The sequence below is a fragment of the Blastococcus sp. CT_GayMR20 genome (genome assembly GCF_004570345.1).
Window position 1 is genome coordinate 1 of the sequence record NZ_SPQM01000015.1, and the last position, 20,819, is coordinate 20,819.

Genomic DNA, 20,819 nt, shown 5'->3' on the forward strand with positions numbered 1-20,819 from the left:
ACCGCGAGGAAGCGGCCGACGCCCCGGTGCGCACCGCCCCGGCCGCGCCCTCGCCACGCACGGCGCCCGGCGGCACGCCGACGGTGCGGACGGAGACCGCGGAGGCGTCGGCCCGCCCGTCGTCCCGGAGGACCCGGCCGAGTGCCGCGGCACCGGTGGCGACCGAGGCCCGTCGTCGGGTGCCGGCGCTGGCGCTGGTGCTCGCGCTGCTCTGCGTCCTCACGGCCGCGGGGGCCGGCTGGCTGCTGTGGCAGCGGCTGAACCCCAGCTACGTCGACTCCTCGATCTTCGCCGCCACGCGCAGCGGGATCGAGGCCGTCTACGCCTACGACTACCAGGACTCCGAGGGCAGCGTGCAGGGCAAGCTCGACGTCCTCACCGGCGACCTGCGCGACGAGTACGAGCGGGACCTCTCCGACGGCGGGATCATCGACACCTACGAGCAGGTGTCGGCCACGACGCGGTACGAGGTCCTCGACGTCGGGCTGCAGCAGGTGAACGAGGCGCAGGACACCGCGACCCTCGTCGTCTTCGGGCAGTACGTCGTGGAGTCGGTGAACAGCGGCACCCAGCCGGCGCCCGAGGGGTCGGAGTGCCAGGTGACCCCCGGCGGCGCGCAGTCCTGCACCCAGACGGTCCGTGTGACCGTCGTCGACGTGGGCGGCGACTGGAAGATCAGCGAGCTCACCCTCCTGACCACCAGCTGACGGCGGCGGCCGCGCCCCCTCCACGAAGGCGCGGCGTGGCAGTCCCGCAACGGCCTCCGGGCTGGCATCATGGTCGCCGCACAGCCCTGGACCACCTGCTCTCGCAGCGTTGCTCCTCCACGGGGTGTGGCGCCGGTCGCACTGGCGTCCCCCACGTGGACAGAGCCCTCGGGCAGGGGTAGGGTCTCCTGTTGCGCTGCCCTCTGACTGCTGCCCGCCGAGACGGGTCACCAGGGGTGCCCGGGAAACGCCCCGGACGCCCCGTGATCGGCCCTCCGGAACGTCGGACAGACCAGGTGGACAGCTCCGCCATTACCGACGACGACCCCGCACAGTCCCGCCCGCACGTCGTGAGGTCCTTGGAAGGACGCATCTTGGCAGGCTCTCGCCCCACCAGCATCAACCCCAGCACCACCGAGTCCGGCACCACCCGCACCACCCCGCAGCAGCCCCAGTCCGGCACCCGGACCGGTGAGGCCGATCAGCAGAAGATTCCCGGCGCTCCGCTCCGCGTCTCGTTCGCCAAGATCCAGGAGCCTCTCGAGGTCCCGGATCTGCTGGCCCTGCAGACCGCTTCGTTCGACTGGCTGATCGGCAGCCCCGAGTGGCGGGCCACCCTCGCTCCCGAGGAGCAGGCCGACGCCGTCGGCGGTCTGGCCGAGATCCTCGAGGAGATCAGCCCGATCGAGGACTTCAGCGGCTCGATGTCGCTGTCCTTCTCCAACCCGCGCTTCGAGGACGTCAAGGCGTCCCTCGAGGAGTGCAAGGACAAGGACATGACCTACGCGGCGCCGCTGTTCGTCACCGCCGAATTCATGAACAACACCACCGGCGAGATCAAGAGCCAGACGGTGTTCATGGGCGACTTCCCGATCATGACGAACAAGGGCACCTTCGTCATCAACGGGACCGAGCGCGTCGTCGTCTCCCAGCTCGTCCGCAGCCCCGGCGTCTACTTCGACAAGACCCTGGACAAGACGTCGGACAAGGACGTCTTCAGCGCCAAGGTCATCCCCAGCCGCGGTGCGTGGCTGGAGTTCGACGTCGACAAGCGCGACACGGTCGGCGTCCGCATCGACCGCAAGCGCCGTCAGCCGGTCACCGTGCTGCTCAAGGCACTGGGCTGGGGCGAGGACCGCATCCGGGAGCACTTCCAGTGGTCGCCCACCGTCCTCGCCACGCTCGAGAAGGACCACATCGCCGGGCAGGACGAGGCGCTGCTGGACATCTACCGGAAGCTCCGTCCGGGCGAGCCGCCGACGCGTGAGTCCGCTCAGGCGCTGCTCGAGAACCTCTTCTTCAACCCGAAGCGCTACGACCTCGCCAAGGTCGGCCGTTACAAGGTGAACAAGAAGCTCGGTGTCTCGGTGCCGCAGAGCACCAGCACGCTGACCGAGGACGACATCGTCGCCACCATCGAGTACGTCGTGCGTCTCCACGCCGGCGAGCCCGACCACGGCGTCGACGACATCGACCACTTCGGCAACCGCCGCCTGCGCACCGTCGGCGAGCTGATCCAGAACCAGATCCGGGTCGGCCTCTCCCGCATGGAGCGCGTGGTCCGCGAGCGGATGACGACCCAGGACGTCGAGGCGATCACGCCGCAGACCCTGATCAACATCCGGCCCGTCGTCGCCTCCATCAAGGAGTTCTTCGGCACCAGCCAGCTGTCGCAGTTCATGGACCAGACCAACCCGCTCGCGGGCCTGACCCACAAGCGCCGCCTGTCGGCGCTGGGCCCGGGCGGTCTGTCACGCGAGCGCGCCGGCATGGAGGTCCGCGACGTCCACCCGAGCCACTACGGCCGGATGTGCCCGATCGAGACGCCGGAAGGCCCGAACATCGGCCTGATCGGCTCGCTGTCGGCGTTCGGGCGGGTCAACGCGTTCGGCTTCATCGAGACGCCGTACCGCCGCGTGAACAACGGCACGGTCAGCGACCAGATCGACTACCTGACCGCCGACGAGGAGGACCGCTTCGTCGTCGCCCAGGCCAACTCGCCCCTGGACGCCGCCGGCCGGTTCGCCGAGGAGCGCGTCCTCGTCCGCACCAAGGGCGGTGAGGTCGACTACCTCGCCCCCGAGAACGTGGACTACATGGACGTCTCGCCGCGTCAGATGACGTCGGTCGCGACGGCGATGATCCCGTTCCTCGAGCACGACGACGCCAACCGCGCGCTCATGGGCGCGAACATGCAGCGTCAGGCCGTCCCGCTGCTGCGCAGTGAGGCGCCGCTGGTCGGCACCGGCATGGAGCTGCGTGCCGCCGTCGACGCCGGCGACGTCGTCGTGGCCGAGAAGGCCGGTGTGGTCGAGGACTCCACCGCCGACTACGTCACGGTCATGGCCGACGACGGCACCCGGCAGACCTACCGCCTGCTGAAGTTCCGCCGCTCGAACCAGGGGACGTCGATCAACCAGTCCCCGGTCGTCGAGGAGGGCCAGCGGGTCGAGGTCGGCCAGGTCATCGCCGACGGTCCGTGCACCGACCAGGGCGAGATGGCGCTCGGCAAGAACCTGCTCGTCGCGTTCATGCCGTGGGAGGGCCACAACTACGAGGACGCGATCATCCTGTCGCAGCGCCTCGTGCAGGACGACGTCCTGTCCTCGATCCACATCGAGGAGTTCGAGGTCGACGCCCGCGACACCAAGCTCGGTGCCGAGGAGATCACCCGGGACATCCCGAACGTCTCCGAGGAGGTCCTCGCCGACCTCGACGAGCGCGGCATCATCCGCATCGGTGCCGAGGTCGTCCCCGGTGACATCCTGGTCGGCAAGGTCACGCCCAAGGGCGAGACCGAGCTGACCCCCGAGGAGCGGCTGCTCCGCGCGATCTTCGGTGAGAAGGCGCGCGAGGTCCGCGACACGTCGCTGAAGGTCAAGCACGGTGAGTCCGGCAAGGTCATCGGCGTCCGCGTGTTCTCGCGCGAGGACGGCGACGAGCTGCCCGCCGGCGTCAACGAGCTGATCCGGGTCTACGTCGCCCAGATGCGCAAGATCTCCGACGGCGACAAGCTCGCCGGACGCCACGGCAACAAGGGCGTCATCTCGAAGATCCTGCCGCAGGAGGACATGCCGTTCCTCGAGGACGGCACCCCGGTCGACATCGTCCTGAACCCGCTCGGTGTGCCCGGCCGCATGAACGTCGGCCAGGTGCTGGAGACCCACCTCGGGTGGGTCGCCAAGCAGGGGTGGCAGGTCGAGGGCGACCCGGAGTGGGCGAAGAACCTGCCCGAGGCGGCGCGTTCGGCTGCTCCGGGCACCCGCGCCGCGACGCCGGTGTTCGACGGCGCCAAGGAGGACGAGATCATCGGCCTCCTCGGCTCGACGACGCCGAACCGCGACGGCGACCGGATGGTCAAGGAGACCGGCAAGGCGCGGCTGTTCGACGGCCGGTCGGGGGAGCCCTTCCCCGAGCCGATCTCCGTGGGCTACGTCTACATCCTGAAGCTGCTGCACCTGGTCGACGACAAGATCCACGCCCGTTCGACCGGCCCCTACTCGATGATCACGCAGCAGCCGCTGGGTGGTAAGGCGCAGTTCGGTGGCCAGCGCTTCGGTGAGATGGAGTGCTGGGCGATGCAGGCCTACGGCGCGGCCTACGCGCTGCAGGAGCTGCTCACCATCAAGTCCGACGACATCCTGGGCCGCGTCAAGGTCTACGAGGCGATCGTCAAGGGGGAGAACATTCCCGAGCCGGGCATCCCGGAGTCGTTCAAGGTGTTGCTCAAGGAGCTGCAGTCGCTCTGCCTCAACGTCGAGGTGCTCTCCGGCGACGGGCAGGCGATCGAGCTGCGCGACACCGACGACGAGGTCTTCCGGGCCGCGGAGGAGCTGGGCATCGACCTCAGCCGCCGCGAGCCGTCGTCCGTCGAAGACGTGTGATCGGTGACCGGCCGGCCCCGAGCGATCAGGGCCGGCCGGCACCCGTCCCCAAGCCATAGAAGCGAAGAACTAGCCCCGGAAAGGGGTCATCACGTTGCTCGACGTCAACTTCTTCGATGAGTTGCGCATCGGCCTTGCCACCGGCGACGACATCCGCCAGTGGTCGCACGGTGAGGTGAAGAAGCCCGAGACCATCAACTACCGGACGCTGCGTCCGGAGAAGGATGGCCTCTTCTGCGAGAAGATCTTCGGTCCCACCCGGGACTGGGAGTGCTACTGCGGCAAGTACAAGCGCGTCCGGTTCAAGGGCATCATCTGCGAGCGCTGCGGCGTCGAGGTGACCCGGGCCAAGGTCCGCCGTGAGCGGATGGGCCACATCGAGCTGGCCGCTCCGGTCACCCACATCTGGTTCTTCAAGGGTGTTCCCTCGCGTCTGGGCTACCTGCTCGACCTGGCTCCCAAGGACCTCGAGAAGATCATCTACTTCGCGGCCTACCTGATCACCACGGTGGACGACGAGGCGCGGCACCGCGACCTCCCGACCATCGAGGCCGAGATCAGCGCCGAGAAGCACAATCTCGAGGACGCCCGCGACTCCACGGTCGAGGCCCGTCAGCAGAAGCTCGAGGCCGACCTGGCCGAGCTCGAGGCGGAGGGTGCCAAGTCCGACGTCCGCCGCAAGGTGCGCGAGGGCGGCGAGCGCGAGATGCGCCAGCTGCGCGACCGCGCCCAGCGGGAGATCGACCGCCTCGAGGAGGTGCTCGACACCTTCCGCAAGCTGGAGGTCAAGCAGCTCATCGCCGACGAGGGTCTCTACCGGGAGCTGCGCGACCGCTTCGGTGAGTACTTCGAGGGCGGCATGGGTGCCGCGGCGCTGCAGAAGCTGCTCGCCGACTTCGACCTCGACGCCGAGGCCGTCTCGCTGCGCGAGACGATCCGCAGCGGCAAGGGCCAGCGCAAGCTGCGGGCCCTCAAGCGGCTGAAGGTCGTCGCGGCGTTCCTCCAGACCCGCAACTCGCCCATGGGCATGGTGCTGGACTGCGTCCCGGTGATCCCGCCGGACCTGCGCCCGATGGTGCAGCTCGACGGTGGCCGCTTCGCGACCAGCGACATGAACGACCTGTACCGCCGCGTGATCAACCGGAACAACCGGCTGAAGCGTCTGCTGGACCTCGGTGCCCCCGAGATCATCGTGAACAACGAGAAGCGGATGCTCCAGGAGTCCGTGGACGCGCTGTTCGACAACGGCCGTCGCGGCCGGCCGGTCACCGGCCCGGGCAACCGTCCCCTGAAGTCCCTGAGCGACCTGCTCAAGGGCAAGCAGGGCCGGTTCCGCCAGAACCTGCTCGGCAAGCGCGTCGACTACTCCGGCCGTTCGGTCATCGTCGTCGGCCCGCAGCTGAAGCTGCACCAGTGCGGCCTGCCCAAGCAGATGGCGCTGGAGCTGTTCAAGCCCTTCGTCATGAAGCGGCTGGTCGACCTCAACCACGCGCAGAACATCAAGTCCGCCAAGCGGATGGTCGAGCGTGCCCGCCCGGTCGTGTGGGACGTGCTGGAAGAGGTCATCACCGAGCACCCGGTCCTGCTGAACCGGGCGCCGACCCTGCACCGTCTCGGCATCCAGGCCTTCGAGCCCCAGCTGGTCGAGGGCAAGGCCATCCAGATCCACCCGCTCGTCTGCACCGCGTTCAACGCGGACTTCGACGGTGACCAGATGGCGGTGCACCTGCCGCTGTCGGCCGAGGCGCAGGCCGAGGCCCGGATCCTGATGCTGTCGAGCAACAACATCCTGAGCCCGGCCGACGGTCGTCCGATCACCGCGCCGACCCAGGACATGGTGCTGGGCCTGTACCACCTGACGACCCTCGTGGCGTCGCCGGCCGAGGCCGACGGCGGTTCCCCGCACTCGTTCTCCTCGACCGCCGAGGCGATCATGGCGTACGACAAGGGTTCGCTGGGTCTGCAGGAGCGGGCGCTCATCCGCCTCGACGAGGTGTTCGGCGTCGACAACGGTGCCGTGAACGACGCGTGGGAGCAGCCGGAGGACTGGACGCCGGGTGCGCCCGCCACCGTGCTGACCAGCCTCGGCCGGGTCCTCTTCAACGAGGCCCTGCCCGAGGACTACCGCTTCGTCAACTACCAGGTGCCGAAGAAGGAGCTCGGGGCGATCGTCAACGACCTCGCCGAGCGCTACCCCAAGGTGCAGGTCGCGGCGACGCTGGACGCGCTCAAGTCCGCCGGGTTCCACTGGGCCACGCGGGCCGGCATCACGATCGCCATCGACGACGTCGTCACGCCGCCGTCGAAGCAGGCGATCCTGGACCGGCACGAGGACGAGGCCGCCAAGATCGAGCGCCAGTACGAGCGCGGTGTCATCACCGACACCGAGCGTCGTGGGGAGCTCATCGAGATCTGGACCCGCGCGCGGGCCGAGGTCAGCCAGGCGATGGTGGACAACTTCCCGACCACCAACCCGGTCTGGGTCATGGTCAACTCGGGCGCCCGAGGAAACATGATGCAGATCAGCCAGATCGCCGGTATGCGTGGTCTGGTCGCCAACCCGAAGGGCGAGATCATCCCGCGGCCGATCAAGGCCAACTTCCGGGAGGGTCTGTCCGTGCTGGAGTACTTCATCTCCACCCACGGTGCCCGCAAGGGTCTGGCCGACACGGCGCTGCGTACCGCCGACTCCGGCTACCTCACCCGCCGGCTGGTCGACGTCTCGCAGGACGTCATCATCCGCGAGGAGGACTGCGGCACCGAGCGGGGCGTGGTCATGCCGATCGGCACCGTCGTCGACGGCACGGTCACCCGTGACGCCCACGTCGAGACCAGCGTCTACGCCCGCGCCCTTGCCGCCGACGTGGTGGCCGAGGACGGGACGGTCATCGCCGAGGCGAACTCCGACCTCGGCGACGTCCTCATCCAGACGCTGATCGACGCACAGGTGTCCGAGGTCAAGGTCCGCTGCGTGCTCACCTGTGAGTCGCTGCTCGGCACCTGCGCCACCTGCTACGGCCGCTCGCTGGCGTCCGGCAAGCTCGTGGACGTCGGCGAGGCGGTCGGCATCATCGCCGCCCAGTCGATCGGTGAGCCCGGTACCCAGCTCACGATGCGCACCTTCCACACCGGTGGTGTGGCCGGTGCCGACATCACGCACGGTCTGCCGCGTGTGGTGGAGCTCTTCGAGGCCCGTGTCCCCAAGGGCAAGGCCCCGATCGCCGAGCTGGCCGGCACCGTCCGGATCGAGGACAGCGAGCAGTTCCGCAAGCTGACCATCACCCCGGACGACGGCTCCGACGAGGTCGTCTACGACAAGCTGTCGCGTCGCTCGCAGCTGCGGGTCGAGGACGGCGCCCACGTCGACGTCGGCGAGCAGCTGACCGAGGGTGCGGTCGACCCGCACGAGGTGCTGCGGATCATGGGCCCGCGCGAGGTGCAGCTGCACCTCGTCCGCGAGGTCCAGGAGGTCTACCGCTCCCAGGGTGTGTCGATCCACGACAAGCACATCGAGGTGATCATCCGCCAGATGCTGAAGCGGGTGACCATCATCGACTCGGGCGCCACGGAGTTCCTGCCGGGCGCGCTCGTCGAGCGGACGCTGTTCGAGACCGAGAACCGCCGTGTGGTCGCCGAGGGCGGCGAGCCGGCCTCGGCCCGACCGGTCCTCATGGGCATCACGAAGGCCTCGCTCGCCACCGAGTCGTGGCTGTCGGCCGCCTCCTTCCAGGAGACGACCAAGGTGCTCACCGACGCCGCGATCCAGGGCAAGAGCGACAGCCTGCTGGGGCTCAAGGAGAACGTGATCATCGGCAAGCTGATCCCGGCGGGTACGGGCATCAGCCGCTACCGGAACATCACGGTCGAGCCGACCGAGGAGGCCCGTGCCGCGGTGTACACGATGGCCGGCTACGACGACGGGCAGTACTACAGCCCCGACGTCTTCGGTCAGGGCACCGGCGAGGCCGTGCGTCTCGAGGAGTACGACTGGCGGGGCTGATCCCCTAGCCAGGCAGTGACGAAAGGGCCCCCAGGTCGCCAGACCTGGGGGCTCTTCCGCGCGCACCTGGATGATCAGGTCACCTGATCATCCGTGGTCCTGGCTCAGCATCGACGGTGAGCGAGGACCCCATGGGATGAGCCAGGACGGCGACGGGGGAGGGCCCGGTCACGACCGGAGCCGCCGGGCGTCACCTCCGAGCCGCGGTCCGCACGCTGCTACGAGAGGACGGCGGCACCACGGTGAGGACGACGGCGCTCAGCTGAGGCGCTTCATCGTCTCGACGGTCTTCAGGCGGGCCTCGCGGCTGTCGTCGAGGGGCTGGAGCATCAGCGTCGTGACGCCGGCCTCGGCGAACGCGGCGATCCGCTCGGCGACGTAGGACTCCGGTCCGATGAGCGAGGAGGCCTTGACCAGCTCGGTCGGCACCGCGGCGGCGGCCTCGTCCTTCTTGCCGTCGAGGTAGAGGTCCTGGATCGTCTTCGCTTCGGCCTCGTAGCCGTACCGGACGGCGAGGTCGTTGTAGAAGTTCTTGCCGCGGGCACCCATGCCGCCGATGTAGAGCGCCAGTGCGGGCCGGACGAACTCGGTCAGCGACTCGACGTCGTCCCCGATGGCGACCGGCACCCCGGTGATGACCTGCAGTTCACCCAGCGCCGGGTCGCGCTTGGCCTTGCCGGCCTCGAGGGACTCGCCCCACACCGACGCGGCCTTCTCCGGCACGAAGAAGATCGGCTCCCACGCCTCGGCGATCTCGGCGGCAAGCTCGACGTTCTTGGGGCCGAGCGCCGCGAGCATCACCGGGATCCGCTCGCGCACCGGCGTGTTGATCAGCTTCAGCGGCTTGCCCAGGCCGGTGCCCTGGTCCGCGGGCAGCGGGACCGTGTACTTCTTGCCCGCGTGGTCCAGGCGGTCGCGACGCCACACCTGGCGGCAGATCTCCACGATCTCGCGGGTGCGCTGCAGGGGCGCGTCATAGGGGACGCCGTGCCAGCCCTCGATCACCTGCGGGCCGGACGCGCCCAGCCCGAGCGTGAAGCGGCCGCCGGACACGAAGTCCAGACCGGCCGCCGTCATCGCCGTCAGGGCGGGCGTGCGGCTGTAGATGGGGAAGATCGCGCTCAGGAGCTCGACCCGCTCGGTGACCGCCGCCAGGTACCCCAGCTGGCTCACCGCGTCGAACGTGTAGACCTCGGCCACCGCGGCGACGTCGAGACCGGCGGACTCCAGATCGCGGATCTCCGCCGCGGTCTCCTGGAACCCGCCGCTGTAGCTGGCCTGGATGCCGATGCGCACGTGGCCCTCCTCGCAGATCACGGCGCCACCGTTGGCGCCACCGAGCACGCTAGCGGGCCGCGTGGTGCAGCCCCCACGGAGCACCGGGACCGGGTACCGTCGGCTGCGCTGCCGGGAGCCCCCCGGTAGGCGGGGCACGGCCGGGAAGAGAACCGGCCGGCGCGTCGTTGACCTGGGTGTCGTCCGCCCCGGCGGGCGATGGCTGCGGCACGGTCACAGTGTGTCCCAGTCCATGGGGACCCGGTTTTGACCGGCTCCCGGGGCGCGGGTACTGTGGGCTGCTGTGCCCAGGGTGCCCTGGGACTGCTCCCGTTCGCGGTGCGCCTGGGTGACCTTCGGGTCGCCGGGGACCGCCTCCTGGCTTCGAGCCGGAAGGTGGCGGCGCCGAGTCGCGAGGGGCAACCGAGTTCGGTCCGACATCGGGCCGGTCCCGGGGAGGGCGACACGCCCGACCGCGGGGGCCGGACGGTACGTCGCGGCCGGGATCGGGAAGTCCTTTAGCAGGACCGGCACCCGGCACGACTAGCAGAGCAAGACATTCGAGAGCACGACCCAGCGCAGGTAGGAGATCCAGGCCACCCATGCCCACGATCAACCAGCTGGTCCGCAAGGGCCGCGAGGACAAGGTCGAGAAGACCAAGACTCCGGCGCTGAAGGGTTCGCCCCAGCGCCGCGGAGTCTGCACGCGCGTCTACACGACGACGCCGAAGAAGCCGAACTCGGCGCTGCGCAAGGTCGCCCGCGTCCGGCTGACCAGCGGCATCGAGGTGACCGCCTACATCCCGGGCGTCGGCCACAACCTGCAGGAGCACTCGATGGTGCTCGTGCGCGGCGGTCGTGTGAAGGACCTCCCGGGTGTGCGCTACAAGATCATCCGCGGTTCGCTGGACACCCAGGGCGTCCGCAACCGCAAGCAGGCTCGCAGCCGCTACGGCGCGAAGAAGGAGAAGAGCTAATGCCGCGCAAGGGCCCCGCGCCGAAGCGTCCGCTGGTCGCCGACCCGGTGTACCAGTCGCCGCTGGTCACCCAGCTGGTGAACAAGGTCCTGGTGGACGGCAAGCGCTCGGTCGCCGAGGCGATCGTCTACGGCGCCCTCGAGGGCGCCCGCGCCAAGAGCGACACCGACCCGGTCGTCACGCTCAAGCGCGCCCTGGACAACGTGAAGCCGGCCCTGGAGGTCCGCAGCCGCCGCGTCGGTGGTGCGACCTACCAGGTCCCGGTCGAGGTCCGTCCCTCGCGGAGCACCACGCTCGGCCTGCGCTGGCTCATCCAGTACAGCCGCGCCCGCCGCGAGAAGACGATGACCGAGCGTCTGATGAACGAGCTGCTCGACGCGAGCAACGGCCTCGGCGCCGCCGTGAAGCGCCGCGAGGACACCCACAAGATGGCCGAGTCGAACAAGGCCTTCGCGCACTACCGCTGGTGACGTCCGTTCACCTGCACCCGCTGTCGGCGGGAGCCCGGGCGATCCCCGGAACCCGCACGCGGACCCGAACGAAGAGGAGTAAGTGATGGCCAACGCGGCCCAGCTCGCCAAGACCCGCAACATCGGGATCATGGCGCACATCGACGCCGGCAAGACCACGACGACGGAGCGCATCCTCTTCTACACCGGTATCAACTACAAGATCGGTGAGGTCCACGACGGCGCGGCCACGATGGACTGGATGGAGCAGGAGCAGGAGCGCGGCATCACCATCACGTCCGCCGCGACGAAGTGCGTCTGGAACGGCTTCGACATCAACATCATCGACACCCCCGGGCACGTCGACTTCACGGTCGAGGTGGAGCGCTCGCTCCGCGTGCTCGACGGTGCCGTCGCCGTGTACGACGGTGTCGCCGGTGTCGAGCCGCAGACCGAGCAGGTCTGGCGGCAGGCGGAGAAGTACGGCGTCCCGCGCATGTGCTTCGTCAACAAGCTCGACCGCACCGGTGCGAACTTCTTCCGCTGCGTCGACATGATGGTCGAGCGCCTGGGTGCCAACCCGCTCGTCCTGCAGATCCCGATCGGTGCCGAGGCGGACTTCATCGGCGTCGTCGACCTGGTCCAGATGAAGGCCCTCACCTGGCGCGGCGAGACCAAGCTCGGTGAGGACTACGCGGTCGAGGACATCCCGGCCGAGCTCGCCGACCAGGCTGCCGAGTACCGCGAGAAGCTCCTCGAGGGCATCTCGGACTTCGACGACTCGATCATGGAGTCCTACCTCGGCGGCGAGGACATCTCGGTCGACACCATCAAGGCCGCGATCCGCAAGGCGACCATCGCCGGCCAGGTCAACCCCGTGGTCACCGGCTCCGCGTTCAAGAACAAGGGCGTCCAGCCCATGCTCGACGCGGTCACCGACTACCTGCCCAGCCCCCTCGACATCGAGGCGATCGTCGGGACGGCGCTGGACGGCGAGACCGAGGTCCTGCGGCACGCCGACGAGAACGAGCCGTTCTCGGCGCTGGCCTTCAAGATCCAGACCGACCAGCACCTCGGCAAGCTGACCTACATCCGCGTGTACTCCGGCAAGCTGGACGCCGGGTCCCCGGTGCTCAACAGCACCAAGGACCGCAAGGAGCGGGTCGGCAAGATCTACCAGATGCACGCCAACAAGCGCGAAGAGCGCCAGGGCGTGGGTGCCGGCGAGATCGTCGCCGTCAACGGCATGAAGCAGACGACGACGGGTGACACCCTCAGCGACCCGCAGAAGCCGGTGATCCTGGAGTCGATGACCTTCCCGGCGCCGGTCATCTCGGTCGCGATCGAGCCCAAGACCAAGAGCGACCAGGAGAAGCTGGGCACGGCCATCCAGAAGCTGGCCGAGGAGGACCCGACCTTCCAGGTCAAGCTGGACGAGGAGACCGGTCAGACGGTCATCTCCGGCATGGGCGAGCTCCACCTGGAGATCCTGGTCGACCGCATGCGGCGTGAGTTCAACGTCGAGGCGAACGTCGGCAAGCCCCAGGTCGCCTACCGCGAGACGATCCGCAAGGCCGTCGAGCGGGCCGACTACACCCACAAGAAGCAGACGGGTGGCTCCGGCCAGTTCGCCAAGGTCCAGATCAGCCTCGAGCCCCTGCAGGTCACGGCCGACGGCCCGACCTACGAGTTCGAGAACAAGGTCACCGGTGGCCGCATCCCGCGGGAGTACATCCCGTCGGTCGACCAGGGCATGCAGGACGCCATGCAGTACGGCATCCTCGCCGGGTACCCCATGGTGGGTGTCAAGGCGGCGCTGCTCGACGGCCAGTACCACGAGGTCGACTCCTCGGAGATGGCCTTCAAGATCGCCGGCTCGATGGTCTTCAAGGAGGCTGCACGCAAGGCCAGCCCGGCCCTGCTCGAGCCGCTCATGGCTGTCGAGGTCGTCACCCCGGAAGAGAACATGGGTGACGTCATCGGCGACCTGAACTCCCGCCGCGGCACCATCCAGGCGATGGAGGAGCGCTCCGGCGCCCGCGTCGTCCGGGCCCTGGTTCCGCTGTCGGAGATGTTCGGCTACGTGGGCGACCTGCGCAGCCGCACCCAGGGGCGGGCGAGCTACACCATGGTGTTCGACTCGTACGCCGAGGTCCCGGCCAACGTCGCCAAGGAGATCATCGCCAAGGCGACCGGCGAGTAACACCGACGGCGGGGCCCGCCCCTGCCGTCACCCCAGCACGCCCCGCCCCAGAGCACGCACCACCTGCGTAACCACGAGGAGAGGAACCCAGTGGCCAAGGCCAAGTTCGAGCGGACCAAGCCGCACGTCAACATCGGCACCATCGGGCACATCGACCACGGGAAGACGACGCTGACCGCGGCGATCACCAAGGTCCTGCACGACAAGTACCCGAACCTCAACGAGGCGTCCGCGTTCGACCAGATCGACAAGGCGCCCGAGGAGAAGGCCCGCGGCATCACGATCTCGATCGCGCACGTCGAGTACCAGACCGAGGCTCGGCACTACGCGCACGTCGACTGCCCCGGGCACGCCGACTACATCAAGAACATGATCACCGGTGCGGCGCAGATGGACGGCGCGATCCTCGTGGTCGCGGCGACCGACGGCCCCATGCCGCAGACCAAGGAGCACGTGCTCCTGGCCCGCCAGGTCGGCGTCCCCTACATCGTCGTGGCCCTCAACAAGGCCGACATGGTCGACGACGAGGAGATCCTCGAGCTCGTCGAGCTCGAGGTCCGCGAGCTGCTCAGCGAGTACGAGTTCCCGGGTGACGACGTCCCCGTGGTCCGCGTCTCCGCGCTCAAGGCCCTCGAGGGCGACGCCGAGTGGGGCGACAAGCTCATGGAGCTGATGAACGCCGTCGACACCGCGATCCCGGAGCCGGAGCGCGAGATCGACAAGCCGTTCCTCATGCCCGTCGAGGACGTCTTCACCATCACCGGTCGCGGCACTGTCGTCACCGGCCGCGTCGAGCGTGGCATCGTCAAGGTCTCCGAGGAGATCGAGATCGTCGGCATCCGCGAGGGTTCGACGAAGACGACCGTCACCGGTGTCGAGATGTTCCGCAAGCTGCTCGACCAGGGCCAGGCCGGCGACAACGTCGGGCTGCTCCTGCGCGGCATCAAGCGCGAGGACGTCGAGCGCGGTCAGGTCGTCGTGAAGCCCGGTTCGATCACCCCGCACACCAACTTCGAGGGCTCGGTCTACATCCTCTCGAAGGACGAGGGTGGCCGTCACACGCCGTTCTTCAACAACTACCGTCCCCAGTTCTACTTCCGGACGACGGACGTGACGGGCGTCGTGACGCTGCCCGCCGGCACCGAGATGGTCATGCCCGGCGACAACACCGAGATGACGGTGGAGCTGATCCAGCCCATCGCCATGGAGGAGGGCCTCCGGTTCGCCATCCGTGAGGGTGGCCGCACCGTCGGCGCAGGCCGCGTCGTCAAGATCAACAAGTAACACCCGACGGGCGGCGGCCGCGTACGGCCGCCGCCCGTTCCCGGGTCAACAGACCCACTCGAACTTTCACAACCGATCGGCAGGAGCAGAAGACAGCGATGGCGGGACAGAAGATCCGCATCCGGCTGAAGGCCTATGACCACGAGGCGATCGACGCCTCGGCGCGGCGCATCGTGGAGACGGTCACCAAGACCGGAGCGCGTGTGGTCGGCCCGGTGCCGCTGCCGACGGAGAAGAACGTGTACGCGGTGATCCGTTCGCCGCACAAGTACAAGGACTCGTTCGAGCACTTCGAGATGCGCACGCACAAGCGGCTCATCGACATCCTCGACCCGACGCCGAAGACGGTCGACGCGCTCATGCGCATCGACCTCCCGGCCTCGGTCGACGTCAACATTCAGTAAGGGCAGTCAGCAGACATGGCGAGCACATTTCGCGGTCTCCTCGGCGAGAAGCTGGGGATGACCCAGGTTTTCGACGAGAACAACCGCCTCGTGCCGGTGACCGTCGTCAAGGCGGGCCCGTGTGTGGTGACCCAGGTGCGCACCCCCGAGGTCGACGGCTACAGCGCCGTCCAGCTCGGTTTCGGTGAGATCGACCCGCGCAAGGTGAACCGCCCCGAGGGCGGGCACTTCACCAAGGCGGGCGTCACGCCGCGGCGGCACCTGGTCGAACTGCGCACCGAGGACGCCGGCGACTACACGGTCGGCCAGGAGCTGAACGCCGACGTCTTCGACGGCGTGGCCAAGGTCGACGTCATCGGGACCAGCAAGGGCAAGGGCACCGCCGGCGTCATGAAGCGTCACGGCTTCAAGGGCCTCGGCGCGTCGCACGGCACCCAGCGCAAGCACCGGTCGCCCGGTTCCATCGGTGGCGCGTCGACCCCCGGCCGCGTGTTCAAGGGCCTCAAGATGGCCGGCCGCATGGGCGCGGTGAAGACGACCACGCTCTCGCTGGTCGTGCACAAGGTCGACACGGAGCGCGGGCTGCTGCTCATCAAGGGCGCCGTTCCCGGTCCGAAGGGTGGTCTGCTCCTCGTCCGCTCCGCGGTCAAGGGTGGCCCCGTGGGGAGTGACAACAAGTGAGCCAGTCGATCGACACGCGCACCGACCGTCAGGTCGACGTCCGCACCCCGGCGGGGGAGACCTCCGGCAGCGTCACGCTGCCCGGTGAGCTCTTCGACGCCAATGCGAACGTCTCCCTGATGCACCAGGTCGTCGTCGCCCAGCTGGCTGCGGCCCGCCAGGGCACGCACTCGACCAAGACCCGCGGCGAGGTCCGCGGCGGTGGCGCCAAGCCGTACCGGCAGAAGGGCACCGGCCGGGCCCGTCAGGGTTCGACCCGGGCGCCGCAGTTCGCCGGCGGTGGCGTCGTCCACGGCCCGACGCCGCGGGACTACACGAAGAAGACCCCGAAGAAGATGAAGGCCGCCGCCCTGCGCGGTGCCCTCTCCGACCGGGCCCGCGAGGGCCGGGTGCACGTGGTCTCCGCCTTCGTCGAGGGCGACGCCCCGAAGACCAAGGCCGCCCTGGCCACGCTGAACGCCGTCACCCAGGCCAAGCGCGTGCTGGTCGTGCTCGACCGGGACGACGTCCTCAACTGGGTGAGCCTGCGCAACGCGCCGCAGGTGCACCTGATCGAGGCCGGCCAGCTCAACACCTACGACGTGCTGGTCGCCGACGAGGTCGTCTTCACCGAGACCGCGCTGGCCGAGTACGTCGAGGGCCGTAGCGGCGGTGCCGTCAAGCCCGACCTGGCGACCCGCGTCACGCCGGGTGGCGTCCCCTCGATCGCTCCCGCCGAGGGTGAGGGCACCGTCGAGACCGCCGCGGAGGCGCCGGCCAAGAAGGCCGCCGCGAAGAAGGCTCCGGCCAAGAAGGCAGCTGCTGCCGACGCGACCGAGGCCCCCGCCAAGAAGGCAGCCGCGAAGAAGGCTCCGGCCACGAAGGCCACCTCCCCGGAGGAGGCGGCTCCGGCTACCGCGGAGGAGGCCGCCAAGGCCCCCGCCGAGCTGGCCGACGTCGCCGACGCGGGTCCTGACGCCCAGGCCCCGTCCGAGGAAGGCACCACGAACGCGACCCCCGAGGAGAAGGCATGAGCGTCCGCGACCCCCGGGACGTCCTGCTCGCCCCGGTCATCTCCGAGAAGAGCTACGGGCTGCTCGACAGCAACCAGTACACGTTCATCGTGCTGCCCGAGGCCAACAAGACCCAGATCAAGATCGCGGTCGAGCAGATCTTCAACGTGAAGGTCCTCGGCGTGAACACGATCAACCGCCAGGGCAAGCGCAAGCGCAGCCGGGGCACGCAGATGGGCCGGCGCAAGAACACCAAGCGCGCCATCGTCTCCGTCGCCCCGGGCGACCGCATCGAGATCTTCGGGGGCCCGGGCGCCTGACGGCATCCGGACCTCACGGACCAGAGATATAGACAGGGACTGAGTCAGCAATGGCTATCCGTAAGTACAAGCCGACGACGCCGGGCCGCCGTGGCTCCAGCGTCGCCGACTTCGCCGAGGTCACCCGCGACCATCCCGAGAAGTCGCTGGTCCGGCCGCTGCACGGTCGCGGTGGACGCAACGTCCACGGCAAGGTGACCGCCCGCCACCAGGGTGGCGGTCACAAGCGCGCCTACCGGTTGATCGACTTCCGCCGGGCGGACAAGGACGGCGTGCCGGCCAAGGTCGCGCACATCGAGTACGACCCGAACCGCACCTCGCGGATCGCGCTGCTGCACTACGCCGACGGCGAGAAGCGCTACATCATCGCGCCGGCGAAGCTCAAGCAGGGCGACACGGTGGAGTGCGGCCCCTCGGCCGACATCAAGCCCGGCAACAATCTGCCGCTGCGCAACATCCCCGTGGGCACGGTCATCCATGCCATCGAGCTCCGTCCCGGCGGCGGCGCGAAGATCGCGCGGTCGGCCGGCACCAGCGTCCAGCTGGTCGCCCGTGAGGGTCGCTTCGCGCAGCTGCGCATGCCGTCGGGCGAGATCCGCAACGTCGACGTGCGCTGCCGCGCGACCGTCGGCGAGGTGGGCAACGCCGAGCAGTCCAACATCAACTGGGGCAAGGCCGGCCGCATGCGGTGGAAGGGCAAGCGCCCGACCGTCCGCGGTGTCGCCATGAACCCGGTCGACCACCCGCACGGTGGTGGTGAGGGCAAGACCTCAGGTGGGCGCCACCCGGTGAACCCGAAGGGCAAGCCGGAGGGCCGTACGCGCAAGCGCAAGGCCAGTGACGCCCTGATCGTGCGCCGCCGGCGCGCCAACAAGAAGCGCTGAGCCCGGGATACCGGCGGTTAAGGAGAGTCCGTTATGCCACGCAGCCTGAAGAAGGGCCCGTTCGTCGACGACCACCTGCTCAAGAAGGTGGACGCTCAGAACGAAAAGGGCACCAAGAACGTGATCCGCACCTGGTCGCGCCGCTCGACGATCATCCCCGACATGCTCGGGCACACGCTCGCCGTGCACGACGGCCGCAAGCACGTCCCGGTCTTCGTGACCGAGGCGATGGTCGGGCACAAGCTCGGCGAGTTCGCGCCCACGCGGACCTTCCGTGGGCACATCAAGGACGACCGCCGCTCGCGGCGGGGCTGACCAGGTAGAGAGAGATTCAGATGACTTCCCAGTTGGGACAGGAGGCGCCGGTCGCCCGGGCTACGGCCCGGTTCGTCCGCGTGACCCCCATGAAGGCCCGCCGGGTGGTGGACCTGATCCGCTACCTGCCCACGGACGAGGCCCTGGCCCTGCTCCGCTTCGCGCCCCAGAGCGCGAGCGAGCCGGTCGCCAAGGTCGTCGCCAGCGCGGTGGCCAACGCCGAGCACAACCTGCAGCTGGACCCGGCCGCACTGGTCGTCAGCGCTGCCTACGTCGACGAGGGCCCGACGCTCAAGCGGATCCGTCCGCGTGCGCAGGGCCGGGCGTTCCGCATCAACAAGCGGACCAGCCACATCACCGTCGAGGTCAGCGAGGTCGCCACCAGCGACGTCCTGGCGCAGAAGTCGCGCAAGGCTCGCCGGGACACCGGCCAGTCCGGCCCGGCGACCCAGCAGTCCAAGAGCAACACGAGGGGAGGGACCCGCTAGTGGGTCAGAAGGTCAACCCGCACGGGTTCCGACTCGGGATCACCACCGACTACAAGTCCCGGTGGTACGCGGACAAGCTGTACAAGGACTACGTCAAGGAAGACGTCGCGATCCGCAAGCTCATGTCCAAGGGCATGGAGCGGGCCGGCATCTCCAAGGTCGAGATCGAGCGCACCCGCGACCGGGTCCGCGTCGACATCCACACCGCCCGGCCGGGCATCGTCATCGGCCGTCGCGGCGCGGAGGCCGACCGCATCCGCGGCGAGCTCGAGAAGCTCACCGGCAAGCAGGTGCAGCTGAACATCCTCGAGGTCAAGAACCCCGAGTCCGACGCCCAGCTCGTCGCCCAGGGCGTGGCGGAGCAGCTCTCCAGCCGCGTCAGCTTCCGGCGTGCCATGCGCAAGGCCATGCAGTCGGCCCAGCGCAGCCCGCAGGTCAAGGGCATCCGGGTGCAGTGCTCGGGCCGCCTGGGCGGCACGGAGATGAGCCGGTCGGAGTTCTACCGCGAGGGCCGGGTGCCGCTGCACACGCTCCGCGCGAACATCGACTACGGCATCTACGAGGCCCGCACCACGTTCGGCCGCATCGGCGTCAAGGTGTGGATCTACAAGGGTGACGTCAGCGGTTCGCGCGCCGAGCGTGCAGCCCTCGAGGCGCTCGCCGACCGTCAGCAGCGTCGTGAGCGGGCTCAGCGCCCGCAGCGCCGTTCGGGTTCGTCGGGCACCACCGCCGGCGGCACCGAGGCCGGTCGCGCCGCGGTCGAGTCCTCGACCGGCCCTGTCGCCGCCGAGGAGACCAGCACGCCCGTCGTGACCTCCGGCGAGGCCGCGCCCGAGACGACCGTCGCCGAGGTCGCCGGCCCGGAGGCCACCGCGGCCGCCGAGACGGCCGCCACCGAGAACACGGAGAGCTGAGCCATGCTCATCCCACGGCGCGTCAAGCACCGCAAGCAGCACCACCCGGACCGCGGCGGCAAGGCCAAGGGCGGGACGGCGATCAACTTCGGTGAGTTCGCCATCCAGGCTCTCGAGCCCGCCTACGTGACCAACCGGCAGATCGAGTCCGCACGTATCGCCATGACCCGCCACATCAAGCGTGGCGGCAAGGTGTGGATCTCGATCTACCCCGACCGTCCGCTCACCAAGAAGCCGGCCGAGACCCGCATGGGTTCCGGCAAGGGTTCGCCCGAGTGGTGGGTGGCCAACGTGAAGCCCGGCCGCATCATGTTCGAGCTCTCCGGTGTCGCCGAGCCCGTGGCCCGCGAGGCCATGCGCCGCGCGATCCACAAGCTCCCCATGAAGTGCCGCTTCATCACGCGTGAAGGAGAAGTGTGATGGCCGCCGGTCTGACCGCTCCCGAGCTGCGCGAGCTGTCCGCGGAGGAGCTCGCCGCGCGGCTGCGTGAGCACAAGGAAGAACTGTTCAACCTGCGGTTCCAGGTGGCCACCGGCCAGCTGGACAACAACCGGCGACTGCAGACCGTCCGCCGCGACATCGCCCGGATCTACACGATCATGCGCGAGCGCGAGCTGGGTCTCTCGGTCGCCCCGAACGAGGGTGTGGCATGAGCGAGACCCAGGAAGCGTCGGGCCCCGGCCTGGCCGGTCGCGGGTACCGCAAGGTGCGCGAGGGCCTGGTCGTCAGCGACAAGATGGAGAAGACCATCGTCGTCGAGGTCGAGGACCGTGTGAAGCACGGCCTGTACGGCAAGGTCATCCGCCGCACGAGCAAGCTGAAGGCGCATGACGAGCAGAACGTCGCCGGCATCGGCGACCGCGTGCAGATCATGGAGACCCGTCCGACGTCGGCCACCAAGCGGTGGCGGCTCGTGACGGTTGTCGAGAAGGCCAAGTAACCAGAACTGCAGGCACGAGGCGGCCCTCCGGGGCCGTATCACGAGGTTCGTCAGGGGCAGGTACCCTGGACGACTGGCGCGCACCACACCTCTCACCAGGGG

General features: G+C 69.0%; 17 protein-coding genes and 2 pseudogenes. 18 read left to right on the forward strand and 1 reads right to left on the reverse strand.

The genetic code is table 11. The features are described from left to right. The 3 genes from E4P40_RS27945 to E4P40_RS06000 all read left to right on the forward strand — a co-directional run. Positions 1 to 707 (forward strand): hypothetical protein (locus tag E4P40_RS27945; protein ID WP_167762124.1); only part of this gene is annotated, 707 nt, incomplete at its 5' end. 491 nt (positions 708 to 1,198) lie between these two features. Beyond that, a complete protein-coding gene (gene rpoB / locus E4P40_RS05995; protein WP_135158041.1) occupies positions 1,199 to 4,591 on the forward strand; it encodes a DNA-directed RNA polymerase subunit beta in 3,393 nt (1,130 codons plus the stop codon). Between the two features lie 94 nt (positions 4,592 to 4,685). Continuing rightward, positions 4,686 to 8,591 (forward strand): DNA-directed RNA polymerase subunit beta', encoded by a 3,906-nt coding sequence (locus tag E4P40_RS06000; RefSeq protein WP_135157989.1) that lies wholly within the window; start codon positions 4,686 to 4,688, stop codon positions 8,589 to 8,591. A gap of 258 nt (positions 8,592 to 8,849) precedes the next feature. Here the strand turns inward: E4P40_RS06000 and E4P40_RS06005 are convergent, their stop codons facing one another. After that, the gene (locus E4P40_RS06005) at positions 8,850 to 9,887 is read right to left on the reverse strand and encodes an LLM class F420-dependent oxidoreductase (RefSeq protein ID WP_135157990.1); all 1,038 of its coding nucleotides are present in this window, start codon (positions 9,885 to 9,887) and stop codon (positions 8,850 to 8,852) included. 581 nt (positions 9,888 to 10,468) lie between these two features. Here E4P40_RS06005 and rpsL point away from each other — a divergent pair. From rpsL to rpsQ, 15 genes and pseudogenes are all read left to right on the forward strand, one after another. Continuing rightward, positions 10,469 to 10,843 (forward strand): 30S ribosomal protein S12, encoded by a 375-nt coding sequence (gene rpsL, locus E4P40_RS06015; RefSeq protein WP_012950487.1) that lies wholly within the window; start codon positions 10,469 to 10,471, stop codon positions 10,841 to 10,843. Beyond that, positions 10,843 to 11,313: a 30S ribosomal protein S7 gene (gene rpsG / locus E4P40_RS06020; RefSeq protein ID WP_113811313.1), complete on the forward strand. Its 471-nt coding sequence runs from the start codon at positions 10,843 to 10,845 to the stop codon at positions 11,311 to 11,313. The genes rpsL and rpsG overlap by 1 nt, the downstream gene beginning before the upstream one ends. 85 nt (positions 11,314 to 11,398) lie before the next feature. Further along, positions 11,399 to 13,495 carry an elongation factor G gene (gene fusA / locus E4P40_RS06025; protein WP_135157992.1) on the forward strand — a complete coding sequence of 699 codons (2,097 nt, stop codon included), beginning with the start codon at positions 11,399 to 11,401 and terminating at the stop codon, positions 13,493 to 13,495. A 90-nt stretch (positions 13,496 to 13,585) separates the two neighbouring features. Then, complete coding sequence (tuf, locus tag E4P40_RS06030; RefSeq protein ID WP_135157993.1) at positions 13,586 to 14,779, forward strand: elongation factor Tu; 1,194 nt, start codon at positions 13,586 to 13,588, stop codon at positions 14,777 to 14,779. Between the two features lie 98 nt (positions 14,780 to 14,877). After that, positions 14,878 to 15,183, forward strand: coding sequence for a 30S ribosomal protein S10 (gene rpsJ, locus E4P40_RS06035; RefSeq protein ID WP_014377994.1), 306 nt, complete (start codon positions 14,878 to 14,880; stop codon positions 15,181 to 15,183). A 15-nt stretch (positions 15,184 to 15,198) separates the two neighbouring features. Further along, the gene (gene rplC / locus E4P40_RS06040; protein ID WP_135157994.1) at positions 15,199 to 15,864 is read left to right on the forward strand and encodes a 50S ribosomal protein L3; all 666 of its coding nucleotides are present in this window, start codon (positions 15,199 to 15,201) and stop codon (positions 15,862 to 15,864) included. Next, positions 15,861 to 16,484, forward strand: a pseudogene (gene rplD, locus E4P40_RS29490) (50S ribosomal protein L4); the annotation flags it as partial. The gene rplC and the pseudogene rplD, both read left to right, overlap by 4 nt. A gap of 389 nt (positions 16,485 to 16,873) precedes the next feature. Next, entirely contained in the window at positions 16,874 to 17,176 is a 303-nt protein-coding gene (gene rplW / locus E4P40_RS06050) for a 50S ribosomal protein L23 (RefSeq protein ID WP_135157995.1), read from the forward strand. Positions 17,177 to 17,226: 50 nt separating this feature from the next. Next, complete coding sequence (gene rplB / locus E4P40_RS06055; protein ID WP_135157996.1) at positions 17,227 to 18,060, forward strand: 50S ribosomal protein L2; 834 nt, start codon at positions 17,227 to 17,229, stop codon at positions 18,058 to 18,060. A gap of 33 nt (positions 18,061 to 18,093) precedes the next feature. Beyond that, the gene (gene rpsS, locus E4P40_RS06060) at positions 18,094 to 18,375 is read left to right on the forward strand and encodes a 30S ribosomal protein S19 (RefSeq protein ID WP_029340037.1); all 282 of its coding nucleotides are present in this window, start codon (positions 18,094 to 18,096) and stop codon (positions 18,373 to 18,375) included. A 20-nt stretch (positions 18,376 to 18,395) separates the two neighbouring features. Then, positions 18,396 to 18,743 (forward strand): annotated as a pseudogene (gene rplV, locus E4P40_RS06065) (50S ribosomal protein L22); the annotation flags it as partial. Positions 18,744 to 18,862: 119 nt separating this feature from the next. Continuing rightward, positions 18,863 to 19,777, forward strand: a complete 915-nt coding sequence (gene rpsC, locus E4P40_RS06070) for a 30S ribosomal protein S3 (protein WP_135157998.1) — start codon at positions 18,863 to 18,865, stop codon at positions 19,775 to 19,777. A 3-nt stretch (positions 19,778 to 19,780) separates the two neighbouring features. After that, complete coding sequence (gene rplP / locus E4P40_RS06075; protein ID WP_135131867.1) at positions 19,781 to 20,197, forward strand: 50S ribosomal protein L16; 417 nt, start codon at positions 19,781 to 19,783, stop codon at positions 20,195 to 20,197. Beyond that, the gene (gene rpmC / locus E4P40_RS06080; protein WP_135157999.1) at positions 20,197 to 20,430 is read left to right on the forward strand and encodes a 50S ribosomal protein L29; all 234 of its coding nucleotides are present in this window, start codon (positions 20,197 to 20,199) and stop codon (positions 20,428 to 20,430) included. The genes rplP and rpmC overlap by 1 nt, the downstream gene beginning before the upstream one ends. After that, a complete protein-coding gene (gene rpsQ / locus E4P40_RS06085; protein WP_135136020.1) occupies positions 20,427 to 20,717 on the forward strand; it encodes a 30S ribosomal protein S17 in 291 nt (96 codons plus the stop codon). The genes rpmC and rpsQ overlap by 4 nt, the downstream gene beginning before the upstream one ends. Positions 20,718 to 20,819: the final 102 nt, after the last annotated feature.

Bases quoted from the DNA above. Each gene is read 5' to 3' on its own strand.
- rpsL (WP_012950487.1), top strand. From the start codon at position 10,469: ATGCCCACGATCAACCAGCTGGTCCGCAAGGGCCGCGAGGACAAGGTC.
- rpsG (WP_113811313.1), top strand. From the start codon at position 10,843: ATGCCGCGCAAGGGCCCCGCGCCGAAGCGTCCGCTGGTCGCCGACCCG.
- fusA (WP_135157992.1), top strand. From the start codon at position 11,399: ATGGCCAACGCGGCCCAGCTCGCCAAGACCCGCAACATCGGGATCATG.
- rpsJ (WP_014377994.1), top strand. From the start codon at position 14,878: ATGGCGGGACAGAAGATCCGCATCCGGCTGAAGGCCTATGACCACGAG.
- rplC (WP_135157994.1), top strand. From the start codon at position 15,199: ATGGCGAGCACATTTCGCGGTCTCCTCGGCGAGAAGCTGGGGATGACC.
- rplW (WP_135157995.1), top strand. From the start codon at position 16,874: ATGAGCGTCCGCGACCCCCGGGACGTCCTGCTCGCCCCGGTCATCTCC.
- rplB (WP_135157996.1), top strand. From the start codon at position 17,227: ATGGCTATCCGTAAGTACAAGCCGACGACGCCGGGCCGCCGTGGCTCC.
- rpsS (WP_029340037.1), top strand. From the start codon at position 18,094: ATGCCACGCAGCCTGAAGAAGGGCCCGTTCGTCGACGACCACCTGCTC.
- rplP (WP_135131867.1), top strand. From the start codon at position 19,781: ATGCTCATCCCACGGCGCGTCAAGCACCGCAAGCAGCACCACCCGGAC.
- rpmC (WP_135157999.1), top strand. From the start codon at position 20,197: ATGGCCGCCGGTCTGACCGCTCCCGAGCTGCGCGAGCTGTCCGCGGAG.
- rpsQ (WP_135136020.1), top strand. From the start codon at position 20,427: ATGAGCGAGACCCAGGAAGCGTCGGGCCCCGGCCTGGCCGGTCGCGGG.